General features: G+C 71.4%; 16 protein-coding genes. 5 read left to right on the top strand and 11 right to left on the bottom strand.

Annotation, left to right across the window (positions count from 1 at the left end):
- Nucleotides 1-64: 64 nt before the first annotated feature.
- The 5 genes from H9L41_RS19600 to H9L41_RS19580 are packed head-to-tail and all read left to right on the top strand — an operon-like array spanning nucleotide 65 to nucleotide 4,389.
- Complete coding sequence (locus H9L41_RS19600; RefSeq protein ID WP_028444984.1) at nucleotides 65-598, top strand: chemotaxis protein CheW; 534 nt, start codon at nucleotides 65-67, stop codon at nucleotides 596-598.
- Entirely contained in the window at nucleotides 598-1,446 is an 849-nt protein-coding gene (locus H9L41_RS19595; RefSeq protein ID WP_051318747.1) for a CheR family methyltransferase, read from the top strand. Before H9L41_RS19600 ends, H9L41_RS19595 begins: the two co-directional genes overlap by 1 nt.
- A gap of 2 nt (nucleotides 1,447-1,448) precedes the next feature.
- Nucleotides 1,449-1,958 carry a chemotaxis protein CheD gene (locus H9L41_RS19590; RefSeq protein ID WP_034606093.1) on the top strand — a complete coding sequence of 170 codons (510 nt, stop codon included), beginning with the start codon at nucleotides 1,449-1,451 and terminating at the stop codon, nucleotides 1,956-1,958.
- Nucleotides 1,959-1,981: 23 nt separating this feature from the next.
- Nucleotides 1,982-3,115, top strand: coding sequence for a protein-glutamate methylesterase/protein-glutamine glutaminase (locus tag H9L41_RS19585; RefSeq protein WP_034606094.1), 1,134 nt, complete (start codon nucleotides 1,982-1,984; stop codon nucleotides 3,113-3,115).
- Between the two features lie 53 nt (nucleotides 3,116-3,168).
- Complete coding sequence (locus H9L41_RS19580; protein WP_028444986.1) at nucleotides 3,169-4,389, top strand: GGDEF/EAL domain-containing response regulator; 1,221 nt, start codon at nucleotides 3,169-3,171, stop codon at nucleotides 4,387-4,389.
- A 317-nt stretch (nucleotides 4,390-4,706) separates the two neighbouring features.
- Here H9L41_RS19580 and H9L41_RS19575 read toward each other — a convergent pair whose 3' ends face one another.
- From H9L41_RS19575 to H9L41_RS19525, 11 genes are all read right to left on the bottom strand, one after another.
- Nucleotides 4,707-5,693, bottom strand: a complete 987-nt coding sequence (locus H9L41_RS19575) for an OmpA family protein (RefSeq protein ID WP_034606095.1) — start codon at nucleotides 5,691-5,693, stop codon at nucleotides 4,707-4,709.
- Between the two features lie 145 nt (nucleotides 5,694-5,838).
- Complete coding sequence (gene moaC / locus H9L41_RS19570) at nucleotides 5,839-6,324, bottom strand: cyclic pyranopterin monophosphate synthase MoaC (RefSeq protein ID WP_028444988.1); 486 nt, start codon at nucleotides 6,322-6,324, stop codon at nucleotides 5,839-5,841.
- A complete protein-coding gene (mobA, locus tag H9L41_RS19565) occupies nucleotides 6,321-6,923 on the bottom strand; it encodes a molybdenum cofactor guanylyltransferase MobA (RefSeq protein WP_028444989.1) in 603 nt (200 codons plus the stop codon). The genes moaC and mobA overlap by 4 nt, the downstream gene beginning before the upstream one ends.
- A gap of 1 nt (nucleotide 6,924) precedes the next feature.
- The gene (gene moaE / locus H9L41_RS19560; RefSeq protein ID WP_211236814.1) at nucleotides 6,925-7,437 is read right to left on the bottom strand and encodes a molybdopterin synthase catalytic subunit MoaE; all 513 of its coding nucleotides are present in this window, start codon (nucleotides 7,435-7,437) and stop codon (nucleotides 6,925-6,927) included.
- A gap of 1 nt (nucleotide 7,438) precedes the next feature.
- The gene (gene moaD / locus H9L41_RS19555) at nucleotides 7,439-7,696 is read right to left on the bottom strand and encodes a molybdopterin converting factor subunit 1 (RefSeq protein ID WP_028444990.1); all 258 of its coding nucleotides are present in this window, start codon (nucleotides 7,694-7,696) and stop codon (nucleotides 7,439-7,441) included.
- A gap of 4 nt (nucleotides 7,697-7,700) precedes the next feature.
- Complete coding sequence (locus H9L41_RS19550) at nucleotides 7,701-9,338, bottom strand: molybdopterin-binding protein (RefSeq protein WP_187523547.1); 1,638 nt, start codon at nucleotides 9,336-9,338, stop codon at nucleotides 7,701-7,703.
- Nucleotides 9,335-10,936, bottom strand: coding sequence for an NAD(P)-binding protein (locus H9L41_RS19545; protein WP_028444993.1), 1,602 nt, complete (start codon nucleotides 10,934-10,936; stop codon nucleotides 9,335-9,337). The genes H9L41_RS19550 and H9L41_RS19545 overlap by 4 nt, the downstream gene beginning before the upstream one ends.
- On the bottom strand, nucleotides 10,933-12,432 hold the full coding sequence (locus tag H9L41_RS19540) for a polyamine aminopropyltransferase (protein ID WP_028444994.1): 1,500 nt from the start codon (nucleotides 12,430-12,432) through the stop codon (nucleotides 10,933-10,935). The genes H9L41_RS19545 and H9L41_RS19540 overlap by 4 nt, the downstream gene beginning before the upstream one ends.
- Nucleotides 12,433-12,503: 71 nt before the next feature.
- Nucleotides 12,504-12,716, bottom strand: a complete 213-nt coding sequence (locus H9L41_RS19535) for a DUF350 domain-containing protein (protein WP_028444995.1) — start codon at nucleotides 12,714-12,716, stop codon at nucleotides 12,504-12,506.
- A gap of 14 nt (nucleotides 12,717-12,730) precedes the next feature.
- Nucleotides 12,731-12,871 (bottom strand): hypothetical protein, encoded by a 141-nt coding sequence (locus H9L41_RS19530; protein ID WP_157461869.1) that lies wholly within the window; start codon nucleotides 12,869-12,871, stop codon nucleotides 12,731-12,733.
- Between the two features lie 2 nt (nucleotides 12,872-12,873).
- The gene (locus H9L41_RS19525; RefSeq protein ID WP_028444996.1) at nucleotides 12,874-14,754 is read right to left on the bottom strand and encodes a DUF4178 domain-containing protein; all 1,881 of its coding nucleotides are present in this window, start codon (nucleotides 14,752-14,754) and stop codon (nucleotides 12,874-12,876) included.
- Nucleotides 14,755-14,911 lie beyond the last annotated feature (157 nt).

Here is a 14,911-nt window from a genome sequence, read left to right as displayed (position 1 = left end):
CGATTCCAGCCCCATTGCATGCCGACCCGCCGCCGCGGCGGCCGGCCCCGAGCGAGACACCGCCATGAACCAGGCCCTGACGACCCGACGTAGCAACAAGCAGCCCCTGGCCGAGCCGGTCGAGCAGCCGCAGTACCTGACCTTCCGGCTCGGCGGCGAGACCTATGCGCTCGAGATCCTGCACATCAAGGAGATCATCGAGTACGGCGGCCTGACCGAGGTGCCGCTGATGCCGCGCTTCGTGCGCGGGGTGATCAACCTGCGCGGCGCGGTGGTGCCGGTGATCGACCTTGCCGTGCGCTTCGGCCGGCCGGCCACCGAGATCGGCCGGCGCACCTGCATCGTCATCGTCGAGATCGAGTTCGGCGAGCAGTGGTACGACCTCGGCGTGATCGTCGACGCGGTCGACGAGGTGCTCGAGCTGCCGAACGAGCAGATCGAGCCGGCGCCGAGCTTCGGCGCGCGCCTCAGGGCCGAGTTCATCCGCGGCATGGGCAAGATCGGCGGCCGCTTCGTCATCGTGCTGTCGCTCGAGCACGCGCTGTCGATCGACGAGATGGCCGAGCTGGCCGGCAGCGAAGGCCAGCAGGACAACTGATGACGCTGGCGTCGCCCCTCATCCTGCCGGCCGGCTTCACGCTTGAACCGATGAGCGACGCCGACTTCGCGCGCTACCAGGCGCTGCTCGAGCGGCTGACCGGCATCCATCTCGCCCCGATCAAGAAGGCCATGCTGTCGGGCCGGCTGGCCAAGCGCCTGCGCGACCGCGGCGTGAACGGCTACGGCGAGTACTTCGCGCTGATCGACGACGGCGGCGAGGCGCAGGAACGGCAGATCGCGATCGACCTGGTCACCACCAACGAGACTTATTTCTTCCGCGAGCCCAAGCATTTCGACGCGCTGCGCGAGCGCTTCCTGCCCGGCCGCCAGGGCCAGCCGATCCGGGTGTGGAGCGCCGCCTGCGCCAGCGGCGAGGAAAGCTACAGCCTGGCGATGACGCTGGCCGACGCGCTCGGCGACGACGGCCCGTGGGAGATCCACGGTTCCGACATCTCCAGCCGGGTGCTGGCCACCGCCGGCCGCGGGCTCTACCCGATGGAGCGCGCCCACCACATCCCGCCGCACTATCTCAAGCGCTACTGCCTGCGCGGCACCGGCGACTACATGGGCGATTTCCTGATCACCCGCGAGCTGCGCCGCCACGTGCGCTTCCACACCGTCAACCTGATCCGGCCGCTGCCGCCCGAGCTGGGCCGCTTCGACCTGGTGTTCCTGCGCAACGTGATCATCTACTTCGACGCCGACACCAAGCGCCGGGTGGTCGAATCGGTGGCCGCCACGCTCAAGCCCGGCGGCTGGCTGGTGGTCGGCCATTCCGAATCGCTGCTCGGTGCGCCGGTCGACCTGCAGATGGAGCTGCCGACCATCTATCGCAAGCCAGGCTGAACATGAGCTTCCAGATCGACATCTTCCTGCAGCCCGGCGAAGTCTATTTCGGCGACGCCGACACCCGCATCCGCACCCTGCTGGGCTCCTGCGTGGCGGTGACCTGGTGGCATCCCAAGCGCCGCATCGGCGGCATGTGCCACTACCTGCTGCCGCAGCGGCCGCACAATTCGCCGCGCGGCGACGCCGTGCCGGACGGCCGCTATGCCGACGAAGCCTTCCAGCTGGCCATGCGCTATATTCAATCGGCCGGCACGCTGCCGGCCGACTACGTGGTCAAGATGTTCGGCGGCGGCCAGGTGTTGATCACCGACAAGGGCAAGCTGCCCGCGGTGGGCGAACGCAATATCGAATACGGCAAGCAGTGGCTCGCCGGCCATGGTTTCCGCCTGAGCCGCGAGCACCTCGCCGGCCAGGGACACCGCCATATCGTGTTCGACGTGGCGACCGGCGACGTCTGGGTGCGCTTCCGTCCGCAGGACGGCATCGCGCTGTCGAAGCCGGACAAATAAAGCGAGTACGAGGGAACCACTTCATGCCCATCAATGTGCTGATCGTCGACGACTCGGCCGTGGTCCGCCAGGTCATGAGCGAAGAGCTCGGCCGCGAGTCCGACATCCGCGTGATCGGGACGGCCGCCGACCCGATCTACGCCCAGGAACGCATGAAGCTGGCCTGGCCCGACGTGATCGTGCTCGACATCGAGATGCCGCGCATGGACGGCATCACCTTCCTCAAGAAACTGATGAGCGAACGGCCGACGCCGGTGGTGATCTGCTCGAGCCTGACCGAGAAGGGCGCCGCGATCACCGTGGAGGCGCTGTCCTCGGGCGCGCTCGGCATCATCACCAAGCCCTCGATCGGGGTGCGCGACTTCCTGCAGGACAGCTCGTCCGACCTGGTCTGCGCGATCCGCGCCGCCTACGCCGCCAACGGCCGGCTGCGGCTGCTGCGCACCGTGCCGCCGCCGCCGGCGCGGCCCAGCGGCCCGAGTTCCTACGTCAACGAGAAGATCCAGTCGCCCAAGCTGACCGCCGATGCCATCCTCGACGCGCCGAGCGGGGTCAACCCGATGATCGGCACCACCGAGCGGGTGGTCGCGCTCGGCGTCTCCACCGGCGGCGTGCAGGCGCTCGAGCAGGTGCTGCCGGCGCTGGGCAGCCTGTGCCCGGCGCTGGCCATCGTCCAGCACATGCCCGAGAAGTTCACCGCCACCTTCGCCCAGCGGCTCAACGGCCTGTGCAAGATCGAGGTCAAGGAAGCCGAGCACAACGACCGGCTGGCCCGCGGCCGCGCGCTGATCGCGCCGGGCGGCAAGCACCTGGTGGTCAAGCGCGCGCCGACCCACTACTACGTCGAGGTGGTCGACGGCCCGCTGGTGAGCCGGCACCGGCCCTCGGTCGACGTGCTGTTCCGTTCGGTGGCGAAATGCGCCGGAAAGAATGCGCTGGGCATCATCATGACCGGCATGGGCGACGACGGCGCGCGCGGCCTCAAGGAACTGCGCGACGCCGGCGGCCGCACGGTGGCGCAGGACGAGGCCAGCTGCATCGTGTTCGGCATGCCCAAGGAAGCGATCCGGCTCGGCGCCGCCGAATCGGTCGCCGGGCTCGATTCGATCGCCGGCCTGATCGAGGCTGCAGGCCGGTTTGGACCGGGCGCAGGTTGATCTGTATATTATTTATTCTTTGTTGTCGCTGGGCGTAAAACGAGGCTAGACCCATGGTTGTGAACCCGGAACTGAGCATCATGGTGGTGGAAGACAGCGCGGTGCAGCGCCTGCACGCGCTGGACCTGCTCGCCAATCTCGGCGTGCAGCGCACGCTGGAAGCCGAGAACGGCCGGCATGCGCTGGAAGTGCTGGCCTGCAGCGAAAAGCCCGACATCCTGATCACCGACCTCGAGATGCCCGACATGGACGGCGTCGAGCTGATCCGCCACATCGCCGAGCAGCACATGGTGAGCGCGCTGATCGTGGTGTCGAGCCGCGAGACCACGCTGCTGTCGACGGTCGAGACCATGGCGCTCGAGCACGGCCTGACGGTGCTCGGCATCGCCCAGAAGCCGCTGTCGTACGACAACCTCGGCGTGCTGATCGACAAGTTCCACGCCGATGCGCAGGCGACCGCGCAGACCGAATCGAACTACGCCTTCACCCCGGCCGACCTGCGCCAGGCCATCGTCGCGCGCGAGCTGGTGCTGCACTACCAGCCCAAGGTCACCACCCATTCGGGCGTGATGCGCGGCGTCGAGGCGCTGGTGCGCTGGCAGCACCCGGTGCACGGCCTCCTGTCGCCCTACCATTTCATCCCGCTGGCCGAGGAGAACGGCGTCATCGACGAGCTGACCGACTGGGTGCTCGAGGCGGCGCTCAAGCAGTTGCGTGACTGGCATGCGCGCGGGCTGACCATCAGCGTGGCGGTCAACCTGTCGGCCAAGTCGCTGTCGACGCCGGACCTGACCGACCGCATCGCAGCGGTCACCAACCGGATCGGCATCGAGCCCAAGTACCTGGTGCTGGAGATCACCGAGACCGCGGTGATGAGCGACCTGGCGCTGTCGCTCGGCACGCTGGCGCGGCTGCGGCTCAAGGGCTTCGGCCTGTCGATCGACGATTTCGGCACCGGCTTCTCGTCGATGCAGCAGCTGTCGCGCATCCCGTTCACCGAGCTGAAGATCGACCGCTCGCTGGTGCACGGCGCGTCCGAGAAGCCGCACCTGCACGTGATGCTGCAGAGCACGATCGAGATGGGCAAGAAGCTGCACCTGACCACGCTGGCCGAGGGCGTCGAGAACCCGGCCGACTGGCAGCTGATCCGGCTGCTCGGCTGCGACGTGGCGCAGGGCTTCTACGTCGCCAAGCCGATGGCGGGCGATGCGCTGGCCGGCTGGCTCAAGCAGGGCACCCAGCATCTGCGGCCGCCGCGGCCTGGCATGGGGTGAAATCCTTGCGCTCTTGAAAGGCATGGCATGTGATCGCCGTGCAGTGCAGCACCCGGCAGAGCCGGGTGTTGGTCTTTTGTGAGGACGGAATCAGCGGATTTCCTTGATCCATTCCTACTCCCCCCGCCCTCACCGCCATCAGGGGCCCGCAAAGTCGAAGACTTTGTGGGTCCAGAGGGAGCCTTGCTGCGCTCGATCGCGCCTCCTGCCCCGGAGGTAGCCAGTTTGACTGGATCGGTATTGCCCAGCGGAATCGACACTCCATGAAAAACCCAGCACGGGCCGGGTTTTCGTTGGTGCCTTTGGCCGGCTGCGCTTTACTGCTCGACCAGTTCCACCCGCCGGTTGCGGCCGCGGCCGGCTTCGTCGCGGTTGGAGGCCAGCGGCGAGAAGTTGGCCACGCCGCGCGCGGCCAGCCGCTTGGCGTCGATGCCGTAGTCGCGGCTCAGCGCGGCGGCCACCGCTTCGGCGCGCTTCTGCGACAGCGCCAGGTTGGCGTCGAGCTGGCCCTGGTTGTCGGTGTGGCCGACGATGAACACCTTGAGCTTGGCATCCTGCTTCAGCAGCTTGGCCATTTCCTCGAGCTGCGGTTTCGATTCGGGCTTGAGCTCGGCGCGGCCGGTGTCGAACAGGATGCCGTACAGCGCGATGCGGCCTTCGCTGCCGAGGCCGCGGCCCAGCGCCGCTGCGTCGACCCTGACCAGGCCGGTGTCGGCCGGCTTGGCCTCGAGCACCGACTGGAACACGGCCGAGCGCGGGCCGCCGGCATAGCCCGGCATCACCCACAGCGCGACGTAGGCGTCGCCGCCGGCGCGCTTGAGCCGGGCCGACAGGAAGTAGGACGGGTTTTCGGTCCACTCGGCCGAAGGGGCGGTCTCGATCCAGTCCTGCAGCCGGTTGTTGACCAGCATGCCGGCGTAGCGGCCGTAGCCGGTCAGCTGGCGGTCGGCGCAGGCCTGCAGCTCGCACTGGTAGAGCAGCTCGAAGCCGCCCTGCTTGAGCGCCTGCTCGTAGTTGCGGAACACCTCGAGCGGCGTGCGCTTCGCGGGCGCCAGGTAGGCGGTGGTGGTCAGTCGGCCGCCGACCTTGGCGTCGCCATAGCGGCGGCCGCTGTTGGCGGCCGGCATCTTGCCGCTCTGGATGATCTCGAGCTCGGCGTATTCCTCGGCCGACTGGGCGATCAGCTGGGCGCCGGCGTAGCGGCTGACCAGCGGGTGATCCTTGCCGCCCTTGGCGTCGGCGGCTTGCGGCGCGAGCGACAGGCCGAGCAGGCCGGCCAGCAGCACGATGTGGATAAGCTTCATGCGGTGAAACTCCTCTCGTCGGTGGCGGCCCGTCCGTGCCCGCTGCATCCAGTGCTGGCGCGGCAGGTGGCCGGAGGCGCGAGTGTAGCCTCGCCATGACGGAAGAATAAATGTGCGAATTGCCAGCCGGCGGCCGGCGGGCGGATCAGCCGGCGGGGTCGGCCCGCCAGTGGCCCGACTTGCCGCCGCGCTTCTCGACCAGCCGGACCGACTCGATCGCCATGCCGCGGTCGACCGCCTTGAGCATGTCGTAGATGGTCAGCAGCGCGACCGAGGCCGCCGTCATCGCCTCCATCTCGACCCCGGTGCGGCCGACCGTCTCGGTGGTGGCGGTGCAGGCCACGCTCGAACCGGCCTGGTCGAGCGCGAACTCGACCGTCACGCGGGTCAGCGGGATCGGGTGGCACAGCGGGATCAGCGTGCCGGTCTGCTTGGCCGCCATGATGCCGGCCAGCCGCGCCACGCCGAGCACGTCGCCCTTGTGGGCGGCGCCGCCGGCGAGGCGGGCGAAGGTGGCCGGCAGCATGCGGATGCGGCCGGCGGCGACGGCGACGCGGTGGGTCTCGGGCTTGGCCGCCACGTCGACCATATGGGCCTGGCCGGCGGCATCGAAATGGGTCAGCTCGCTCATGCTCGCGGCTCCGGGGCGGCGGGCCGGGCCGGGGCCAGCTCCGCCAGGGTGTTGAAATTGGCGAAGCCGTCGGCTTCGTCGAAATGGATCGGCACGGCGCCGACGCGCTCGAGCCAGCCGCGCACGCGGCCCTGGCCGGCGTCGAGCCAGGCGGCGAGATCGGCGGCCAGCTCGCGCCGCAGCAGGCAGCAGACCGGCTGCGGCGCGTCCGCGGTCACGGCATGGGCGGCCGTGCCGCCGGTCGCCGCGGCGCCGGCCAGCAGCCGTTCCGCCAGCGTGGCCGGCAGCCGCGGCATGTCGCAGGGCAGGCACAGCAGCCAGTCGTGCGGGCTGGCGCGCAAGCCGGCCTCGATGCCGGCCAGCGGGCCGTTGAAACCGGCGCGCAGGTCGGCGAGCACCGGCAGGCCGGCCTCGGCATAGACGGCCTGGTTGCGGTTGGCGCTGAGCAGGACGGCAGCCGGCGCGACGGTCTGCGCCGCCAGCCGCGCCAGCGCGTGGCGGAACAGCGGCCGGCCCTGCCATTCGACCAGGCCCTTGTCGCGCCCGTCCATGCGGCTGCCCTGGCCGCCGGCCAGGATCAGCGCCGCGTAGGCCGGCATCTCAGTCGTGTTCGTCGTTGCCATAGCGCTGGCTGACCACCTGGTGCCAGCGCGCGGCCGCGCCGACGTCGCTCGCGCGCGCATCGACCCAGCGCGGGCCGTCCGGCGTCCATTCCTTCTTCCAGAACGGCGCACGCGTCTTCAGGTAGTCCATCACGAAGGTGTTGGCCTCGTAGGCGGCGTGGCGATGGGCGCTGGCGGTCAGCACCAGCACGATCTGCTCGCCCGGATGCAGCCGGCCGACGCGATGCACGATGCGCACGCCGTTGAGCGGCCAGCGCACCGCGGCCTCCTCGGCGATGCGGATCAGCGCGGTCTCGGTCATGCCCGGGTAGTGCTCGAGTTCGAGCGCCACCACGTCGGCGGCCAGGTTCAGGTCGCGCACGCAGCCGACGAAGGCGACCACCGCGCCGATGCCGCGGTCGCCGTCGCACAGCGCGGCATGCTCGGCGCCGAGGTCGAAGTCGGCGGCCTGGACCGCGACCGAGATGCGCGTCGAGGGCAGCTTGCTCATCTCAGCCCCCGGTCACCGGCGGGAAGATCGCCACTTCCGCGCCCTCGTGCAGTTGCGCGCTGAAGTCGACCAGCTCCTGGTCGAGCGCGACGCGGAACACCCGGCCGTTGGCCAGTTCCTCGGCCCAGACGCCGCCGCGCGCGGCGAGGTGGGCCAGCAGGCCGGCCACGGTGACGATGCCGGCCGGCACTTCCATGGCCTCGCCGTCGAGACCGAACGACTCGCGCAGGCGGGCGAAATAGCGCAGTTGGATGTTCATGGCCTTATCCGATCAGTTGCGCCAGCGGCAGGTAGCGTACCGGCTGGCCGGTTTCGATCGTGGCGCCGGCCGGCACGTCGACCAGGCCGTCGGCCCAGGCCAGCGCGCTCATCACTGCCGAGCCCTGGCTGTCGTGCAGGCGGGCGACGGCGCGGCCCTCGGCATCGGTCTCGAGCCGGGCGCGCAGGAATTCGCGGCGGCTGTCGGCGCGCGGCCGTGCGAAGCCGGCCGGTACCGCCAGCGCGGCCGCCGGCTGGGCCGCGGCGCCCATCCGTGCCAGGAGGAAGGGGCGGGCCAGCAGCACGAAGGTGAGGAAGGTGCTGACCGGGTTGCCGGGCAGGCCGATGAAGTCGGCCTCGCCGAGCCGGCCGAAGGCCAGCGGCTTGCCCGGCTTCATGGCGATGCGCCACAGGTCGAGCCGGCCGAGCTGCTCGACCGCGGCCTTGACGTGATCCTCCTCGCCGACCGAGACGCCGCCGCAGCTGATCACCACGTCGTTCTCCTGCGCCGCTTCGCCCAGCGCCGCCAGCGTCGCGGCCGGCGTATCGGCCACCTGGCCGTAGTCGTTGACCGCGCAGCCGAGCCGGCCGAGCAGCGCGCCGATGGCGTAGCGGTTGGAGTTGTAGATGCCGCCCGGTTCCAGCGGGGTGCCCGGTTCGGTCAGTTCGTCGCCGGTGCACAGCAGGCCGACCCGCAGCCGCGGCCGCACCGGCAGCTCGGCGATGCCGACCGAGGCGGCCAGCGCCAGCTGCGGCGGGCCGAGCCGGCTGCCGGCGGCGAGCACCGTGCTGCCGGCGGCGATGTCCTCGCCGCGCCGGCGCAGGTGCTGGCCGGGCACGACCCTGGCGCCAAGGCCGATCGTGCCGTCGGCGGCGTCGACTTCTTCCTGCGGCACCACCGCGTTGCAGCCGGGCGGGATCGGCGCGCCGGTGAAGATGCGCGCCGCCTGGCCGGCGGCCAGCGGCTGGCCGGTCTCGCCGGCGGCGATGCGCTGGACCACCGGCAGGCGGGCCGGCACGGCGGCGAAATCGGCGAGGTGCAGCGCGTAGCCGTCCATCGCGCTGTTGTCGAAGCCGGGCACGTCGATCGGCGCCGCCACGTCGGCGGCCAGCACGCGGCCGTCGGCGTCGAGCAGGGGCAGCGTTTCGCTGCGCGCGTCCGGCCGTGCGCCGGCCAGGAGGCGCGCCAGCGCCTCGTCGAAACTGATCAGTGACATGGGGGATCTCCGGGGCGGGTCATGGTTCGCCGGTAGCGCCGGGGGAGGGCGGGCGTCGTCCAGGCCGCGCTGCAGGCGCTGGAGCCGGTGGCGGGCCGGCGAGAACAGCGCGAGCAGCGTGGCCAGCAGCGCCTCGGCGCGGGCCGAGTTGTCGCGGCCGAAATTGCAGACATAGACGTCGAGCGTCACGCCGGCCCGTTCCGGCCAAGTATGCACGGCGAGGTGGCTCTCGGCCAGGAGCACCACCCCGGTCAGGCCGCCCGCGCCGGCGGGGCCGGCCGGGAAACGATGCCAGCGTTCGGCCACCGGCTGCAGGCCGGCGGCGACCACGGCCGTGCGGCACTGCGCCGCCAGGCCGGCCTCGTCGACCAGCAGGCCGGTCGCCGTGCAATCGAGCAGGTCGGCGGTCAGGTGCAGGCCGTTCATGCGTTCCACTCCGCGTCGTCCATCAGCCAGCGCGCTGCCCGCACGCCCCAGTAATGCGCCTCCTCGGCCAGCGAGAAGCCGCTGAGGTCGGCATGCGCCGCCAGTATCCGGCCGTGCGGCCGGCGCAGCACCGGCAGCGCCGGGCCGCCGAGCAGGCCCGGCCGTGGCCGCACCATGGCATGGCCCCAGCGCCAGACGTCGAGCCGCTCGCATTGCGCGGCGATGTCCGGATGGGCCTGGCCCAGCTCGGCCAGGATCTGCGCCGCCCAGCGCTCGCGCGGCGTCTCGAGCAGCAGGCGGCGGCCGGCGGCTGGGCCGGTCTCGCTCAGCGGCCGGTAATAGGTGAGCACGGTGCCGCGCCGGCCGAGGCCCAGTTGCTGGTGGGTGGCGACCACGTAGCCTAGTCCCTGGCCGCGGTAGAGCACATTGTCCCAGCTCAGGGGAACCGGGCCAGCGTCGTCGGGCGGCTCGCGCAGGGTGAGGTTGGCCACCAGCCAGGGCGCATGGTCGAGCGCGGCGGCGGCCGCCGCCAGCTCGGCCGGCCGTTGCGGCCACAGCCGCGGCAGCAGCCAGGCCGGCCCGGCCCACACCAGCCGCTCGGCGCGGTAGCGCACGCTGCGGCGCTCGGCCGCCAGGTAGACGTCGACCTCGACGCCGCGCTCGTCGCCGCCGATGCGCCAGACCATCGCACCGCCGACCAGCCGCTCGCCGACGCGTTCGGCCAGCCGCCGCGCCAGCCAGGCATTGCCCTCGGGCCAGGTCAGCACGTCGTCGCCCTCGGCGTTGGAGGCCTCGCCATGGCGGCCGGCGTGGTAGTGCAGGCCGGCCCAGGCCGAGGTGGCGGCATAGTCGGTGCCGTAGTCGTCGCGGCAGCCGTAGTTGGCCCACCAGTGCAGGCTCGGCGCGGTGAAGCCCTCGCGCAGCAGCCAGTCGCGCAGGCTGATCCGGTCGAGCGCCGGGTCGGGCGCGCCGCCGCGCGCGCTCGGCACCGCGTAGGCCGGCCGGCTGTCGGCGCCGCGCGCCGCCTTGAATCCGGCCATCCGTTCGATGAAGCGCTGCTGCTGCGCGCGCTCGGCCGCGGAAATGCCGAACTGCGGCAGCAGGCCCTCCTGCCAGGCGCCGTGGATGAACAGCCGCTCCTGCGGGCTGTGGCACAGGTGGCGCTCGTCGTATTCGGGCCGCAGCGCCAGCGGATCGCCGCGCAGCAGGCCGAACTCGGCCAGCATCAGGCGGATTTCGCGCGCCTCCGGCCCCGGCAGCGGCAGGTAGTGGGCGCCCCAGGGGTAGGCCGAGACGGCGTTGCGGCCGGCGCGCGCATTGCCGCCGGCTTCCGCTTCCAGCTCCAGCAGCGCGAAATCGTCGAAGCCGCCGCGGCGCAGCCACCAGCCGCAGGCGAGCCCGGCCATGCCGCCGCCGACCACCAGCGCGCCGACGCGGCGCGTCTCGGCCGGCGCCGGCAGGTCGCCGCTGCGCAGCCGATGGCCCAGCGCCAGGTCCGGCCCCAGCAGCTCGCCCGGCGGCAGCGGCGCACCGGCCTTGCGGCTGCAGCCGAGCAGGGCGGCGCTGCCGGCGGCGGCCAGGAAGTCGCGCCGCCTCACCGGATCACCTGCTTCCACTCCTGCTCGAAGCTGCGCACCAGGATCTGGTTGTTGAGCCGGTTCACCTCGGCGGGCAGCCGGGCCATGTCGGGCGGGAACTGGAACAGCGCCGGCACGCTGGCCGGCGCCAGGAAGCGCAGGCCGGCCGGCAGCGCCGGCGGCGGCGCATAGGGCTCGCGGCCGGCCAGGATGTAGCCCCACTCGCCGAAGCTCGGCACCAGCGCATGGTAGGGCGCGGTCCTGAGACCCACGCTTTCGACGGTGGCGACCACCGTCCAGTAGCTCTGCCGCGCATACAGCGGCGAGGTGGACTGGATCACCGCCCGGCCGCGCGCGTTGAGGCTGCGTTCGAGCAGGCGGTAGAAGGTATTGGTGTAGAGCTTGCCGACCGCGTAGTTGGTCGGATCGGGAAAGTCGACCACCACGAAGTCGAAGCGCTCCTCGGTCTGGTCGAGCCAGCGGAAGGCGTCGGCTTCGACGATGCGCACCCGCGGCGAGTTGAGCGCGTCGCCGTTGAGCCGGCGCAGCGCCGGATGGCTGCGGAACAGCCGCGGCATGGCCGGGTCGAGCTCGACCAGCGTCACCTGCTCGATCGCCGGGTAGCGCAGGATCTCGCGCACCGCCATGCCGTCGCCGCCGCCGAGCACCAGCACCCGCCGCGCCCAGGGCATGGCGGCGAGGCCGGGATGGACCAGCGCCTCGTGGTAGCGGTATTCGTCGCGCGAGGAGAACTGCAGGTTGCCGTTGAGGAACAGCCGCCAGTCCGACTTCCAGCGCGTGACCACGATGCGCTGGTAGGGCGTGGTCTCGGTCAGCACGATGCGGTCCTCGAACAGCGCCTCCTCGGCCAGGCCCGACAGCCGCTCGGCGCCGGCGAAGCCGGCCGCCACCAGCGCCAGCGCGACGCCGCCCTGCAGCCACAGCGCGCGGCGGCCGGCCAGCTCGTCGCGGAACAGCCGCAGCGTCCACAGCGCCACCAGCACGTTGAACAGGCCGAACAGCAGCGCGGTGCGCACCATCCCCAGCCGCGGCGCCAGCCACAGCGGGAACAGCAGCGACACCGCCAGCGCGCCGAGGTAGTCGACGCTGAGCACCTGCGACACCAGTTCCTTGAACTTGAGCTTGGGCTCGAGCAGCCGCATCACCAGCGGGATCTCGAGGCCGACCAGCACGCCGACCAGGAACACCAGCAGGTAGAGCAGCAGCAGGAAGGGGCCGCTGAGCCAGGCGAAGGCCCAGAACAGCAGCGCGGCCGAGAAGCCGCCGAGCACGCCGACCGCCAGCTCGACGCGCACGAACAGCGCGGCCAGGTCGCGCTGGACGTGGCGCGACAGCCAGGAGCCGACGCCCATGGCGAACAGGTAGACGCCGATGACGGTGGAGAACTGGGTGACCGAGTCGCCGACCAGGTAGCTCGACAGCGCGGCCGCGACCAGCTCGTAGGCCAGGCCGCAGGCGGCGACGACGAAGACGGAGAACAGCAGGACGTGTTGCATGCGATGGGGGGAGGCGGCCGGGCGCGGCGGGCGCTGCCGCAGCGCGGTCCGGCCCGGTGCCCGGCGGGCGTTCAGTGGATGGCCGAGGCCACGATGATGGCGATGCCGAGGCACATCGCCGCGACCACGGTGGCCAGCGCCTGGTTGCGCTCCTCGACCAGGTTCTTCCACAGGTCGTAGGGCGTCAGCCGGTCGATCACGATGAAGCTGAGCCAGAACACCGCCACGCCGAGCAGCGAATAGACCAGCGAGGCCAGCACGTAGTCGAGTTTGAGCAGTTCCATCGGGATTCCTTCCCTCATTTGTGGTGGATGCGGCTGTAGCCGGCCGGGCCGCGGGTGTCGCGCTCGCCGTTGTCGGCGAACAGCGAGTAGCCGCGGTATTGGGCCCAGCCGTACAGCGAGGTCGCCAGTACGCCGAGCAGCAGGTAGTAGCGCATCGTCAGTCGCCTCCGCCGTAGTCGCTCTCGGCCCAGCGGCGGCCTTCGAAGCGGGCGGCCCGCCACCACGCCGCCAGCGGGAACAGGGCGAGCGCGCCGAGCAGCAGCCAGAAATTGGACCAGACCGGCACGTCCTGCACCAGCCGGATGCGGTCGACGGCCTCGGCCGGCAGGGGCTCGGTCTCGGCCTCGACCTCCAGCAGGTAGTCGCCGGCCGGCAGGTCGGTCAGCAGCGCGCGGTCGCTGCGCTCGCCTTCGCTCCAGCCGCCGTCCTCGTCGACGCCGTGGTAGTAGCTCATCTCGCGGCCGAGTCCGATGCGCGTGCCGCTTTGCTGGTGGACCAGCGACAGGTCGGTGTACAGCCAGCGGTTGTCGAGGCCGGCGTCCTGCTCGATGGCCAGGTTGCGCTCGCCGTCGAGCCGGAACGGCGGGCTCTGCAGCTGGCCGCGCGGCGCGTTGGCCGGCACGGTCAGGCTGCCCCGCCAGATCTCGCGCTGGCCGGTTCGCGCCACCAGGGCGATCTGCAGCAGCAGCGCCAGCACGGCGAAGCCGGCGAACGCGCGCCAGAAGCGGCCGCTGCCGGAATGCGGCGACGGCTGGTTCGGTGCGATGCCGCGCGGCTCGGGCAGCGGCTCCGGCGGCTTGAAGGCGGCGGCGACGGCGGCGGCGGGCAGGTATTCGGCCAGCGACCAGCTCTGTTCCTGCGCGCTGCGCTCGCACGACAGCAGGTAGGGCGGCGACACGTAGTCGTCCACCGTGACCGTTTCGCCGATGCGCACCTGGCAGGTGAATTCGCCGATCACCTGTTCCACTTCGGCTTCGCAGCGCTGGAAATGCCGGTAGCGGCGATCGAGGTAATGCAGCTCGGACCGGTTGCCCCGCTCGGTCCTGGGCTGCCGGCTGGTCGCCCGCGCCAGGCTCCAGTGACCGTCGCTGCAGGTCAGCCAGGCATAGCCGGCTTCTTCGCCGTGCAGCAGGTATTCGTCCCAGCCGTAGCGGACGTCCTCGATGGTGGTGGTGCGCTTCAGGAAGCCGATCACGGCATAGTCGCGGCCCAGCAGCCGGCCCTGTGCGCCGAGCGGCAACAGCGGCTGCGCGAGCGCCTTGCGGGCGCGGTCGAGGATGGCCAGCTCGGGGCTGTCCGGGTCGATCACCGTGCCGCAGTGCGCGCAGCCGACGGCGTGGATCTCGCCGCTGCGCACGGTCAGCGGCGCGCCGCAGGCGGTGCATTTGAAGTTGCGCGCGTCGACGCGGCGCGGCATGGCCGGCGGGTTGGGCGCGCTGCGGTCGAGCAGCGATTCCAGCGCGACCACCTCGCCGAGATAGCAGCGCGGCGGCGTCTCGCTGTAGTCGAGGCTGGCGAAGCGCTCGTCGGCGCGCAGGTCGACCGCCGGCGCCTCGTAGCCCGGCCGGGCCAGGAAGGGCAGCTCGCCCTCGGCCGCCACGCACTGCGCCCGTTCGATATTGGTGACCTCGAAGGCCTGGCCGTCGAGCCGTGCCTGCATGCCGACCGCGAAGGCGTCGATCGGCGGCAGCACGGTCTTGAGCGTGCGTTCGAAGGTGAGGTAGCACAGCCCCGAGCCTTCCGACAGCCAGCCGAGCCGGCCGTCGTCCAGCCGCAGGTACCACTCGTTCCAGTAGCCCTGGGCATAGCGCAGTTGCAGCCGGCCGATCAGCTCGAAGCCGACCTTGCGATAATGGCCGCGCCAGCGCAGCCGGAACGGGCTGCGGTCCTCGGCCAGCACCGCCATGGTGCCGAGCTGTTCGAGATCGAGGTCGCGCCGGACCAGCGTACTGCGGCAATGCGCGCAGACGGCCATGACCGAGGCGGCCGAATGGAATTCGACCTGGGCGCCGCAGGAGGTGCAGGGAGCTGCGTACATTGCTTGGATGAGGAGTGGAAGTGGCCGGGCGGCTGCGCCCGGCGGGACGCCATGGGCCAGCGGAGCCTAGCACAGCGCGGAAGGGAGGCAAGCCGGGACCGGCCCGCAGGCCGGCGGCTGGCGCGAAACCCTTGATTTTGTTATGGTGCGGCCGTGC

Source organism: Chitinimonas koreensis, from assembly GCF_014353015.1.
Lineage (GTDB): Bacteria > Pseudomonadota > Gammaproteobacteria > Burkholderiales > Chitinimonadaceae > Chitinimonas > Chitinimonas koreensis.
The sequence above is the reverse complement of the archived record's forward strand: the minus strand, read 5'-3'. Positions and strand labels throughout refer to the sequence as shown.

Excerpts from the sequence above, each read along its gene's own strand:
- H9L41_RS19550 (WP_187523547.1), bottom strand. The coding sequence starts at position 9,338 with ATGAACGGCCTGCACCTGACCGCCGACCTGCTCGATTGCACGGCGACC.
- H9L41_RS19580 (WP_028444986.1), top strand. The coding sequence starts at position 3,169 with ATGGTTGTGAACCCGGAACTGAGCATCATGGTGGTGGAAGACAGCGCG.
- H9L41_RS19575 (WP_034606095.1), bottom strand. The coding sequence starts at position 5,693 with ATGAAGCTTATCCACATCGTGCTGCTGGCCGGCCTGCTCGGCCTGTCG.
- moaE (WP_211236814.1), bottom strand. The coding sequence starts at position 7,437 with ATGAGCAAGCTGCCCTCGACGCGCATCTCGGTCGCGGTCCAGGCCGCC.
- H9L41_RS19590 (WP_034606093.1), top strand. The coding sequence starts at position 1,449 with ATGAGCTTCCAGATCGACATCTTCCTGCAGCCCGGCGAAGTCTATTTC.
- H9L41_RS19600 (WP_028444984.1), top strand. The coding sequence starts at position 65 with ATGAACCAGGCCCTGACGACCCGACGTAGCAACAAGCAGCCCCTGGCC.
- H9L41_RS19530 (WP_157461869.1), bottom strand. The coding sequence starts at position 12,871 with ATGCGCTACTACCTGCTGCTCGGCGTACTGGCGACCTCGCTGTACGGC.
- H9L41_RS19525 (WP_028444996.1), bottom strand. The coding sequence starts at position 14,754 with ATGTACGCAGCTCCCTGCACCTCCTGCGGCGCCCAGGTCGAATTCCAT.
- moaC (WP_028444988.1), bottom strand. The coding sequence starts at position 6,324 with ATGAGCGAGCTGACCCATTTCGATGCCGCCGGCCAGGCCCATATGGTC.
- H9L41_RS19535 (WP_028444995.1), bottom strand. The coding sequence starts at position 12,716 with ATGGAACTGCTCAAACTCGACTACGTGCTGGCCTCGCTGGTCTATTCG.
- H9L41_RS19595 (WP_051318747.1), top strand. The coding sequence starts at position 598 with ATGACGCTGGCGTCGCCCCTCATCCTGCCGGCCGGCTTCACGCTTGAA.
- H9L41_RS19585 (WP_034606094.1), top strand. The coding sequence starts at position 1,982 with ATGCCCATCAATGTGCTGATCGTCGACGACTCGGCCGTGGTCCGCCAG.
- H9L41_RS19540 (WP_028444994.1), bottom strand. The coding sequence starts at position 12,432 with ATGCAACACGTCCTGCTGTTCTCCGTCTTCGTCGTCGCCGCCTGCGGC.
- mobA (WP_028444989.1), bottom strand. The coding sequence starts at position 6,923 with ATGCCGGCCTACGCGGCGCTGATCCTGGCCGGCGGCCAGGGCAGCCGC.
- moaD (WP_028444990.1), bottom strand. The coding sequence starts at position 7,696 with ATGAACATCCAACTGCGCTATTTCGCCCGCCTGCGCGAGTCGTTCGGT.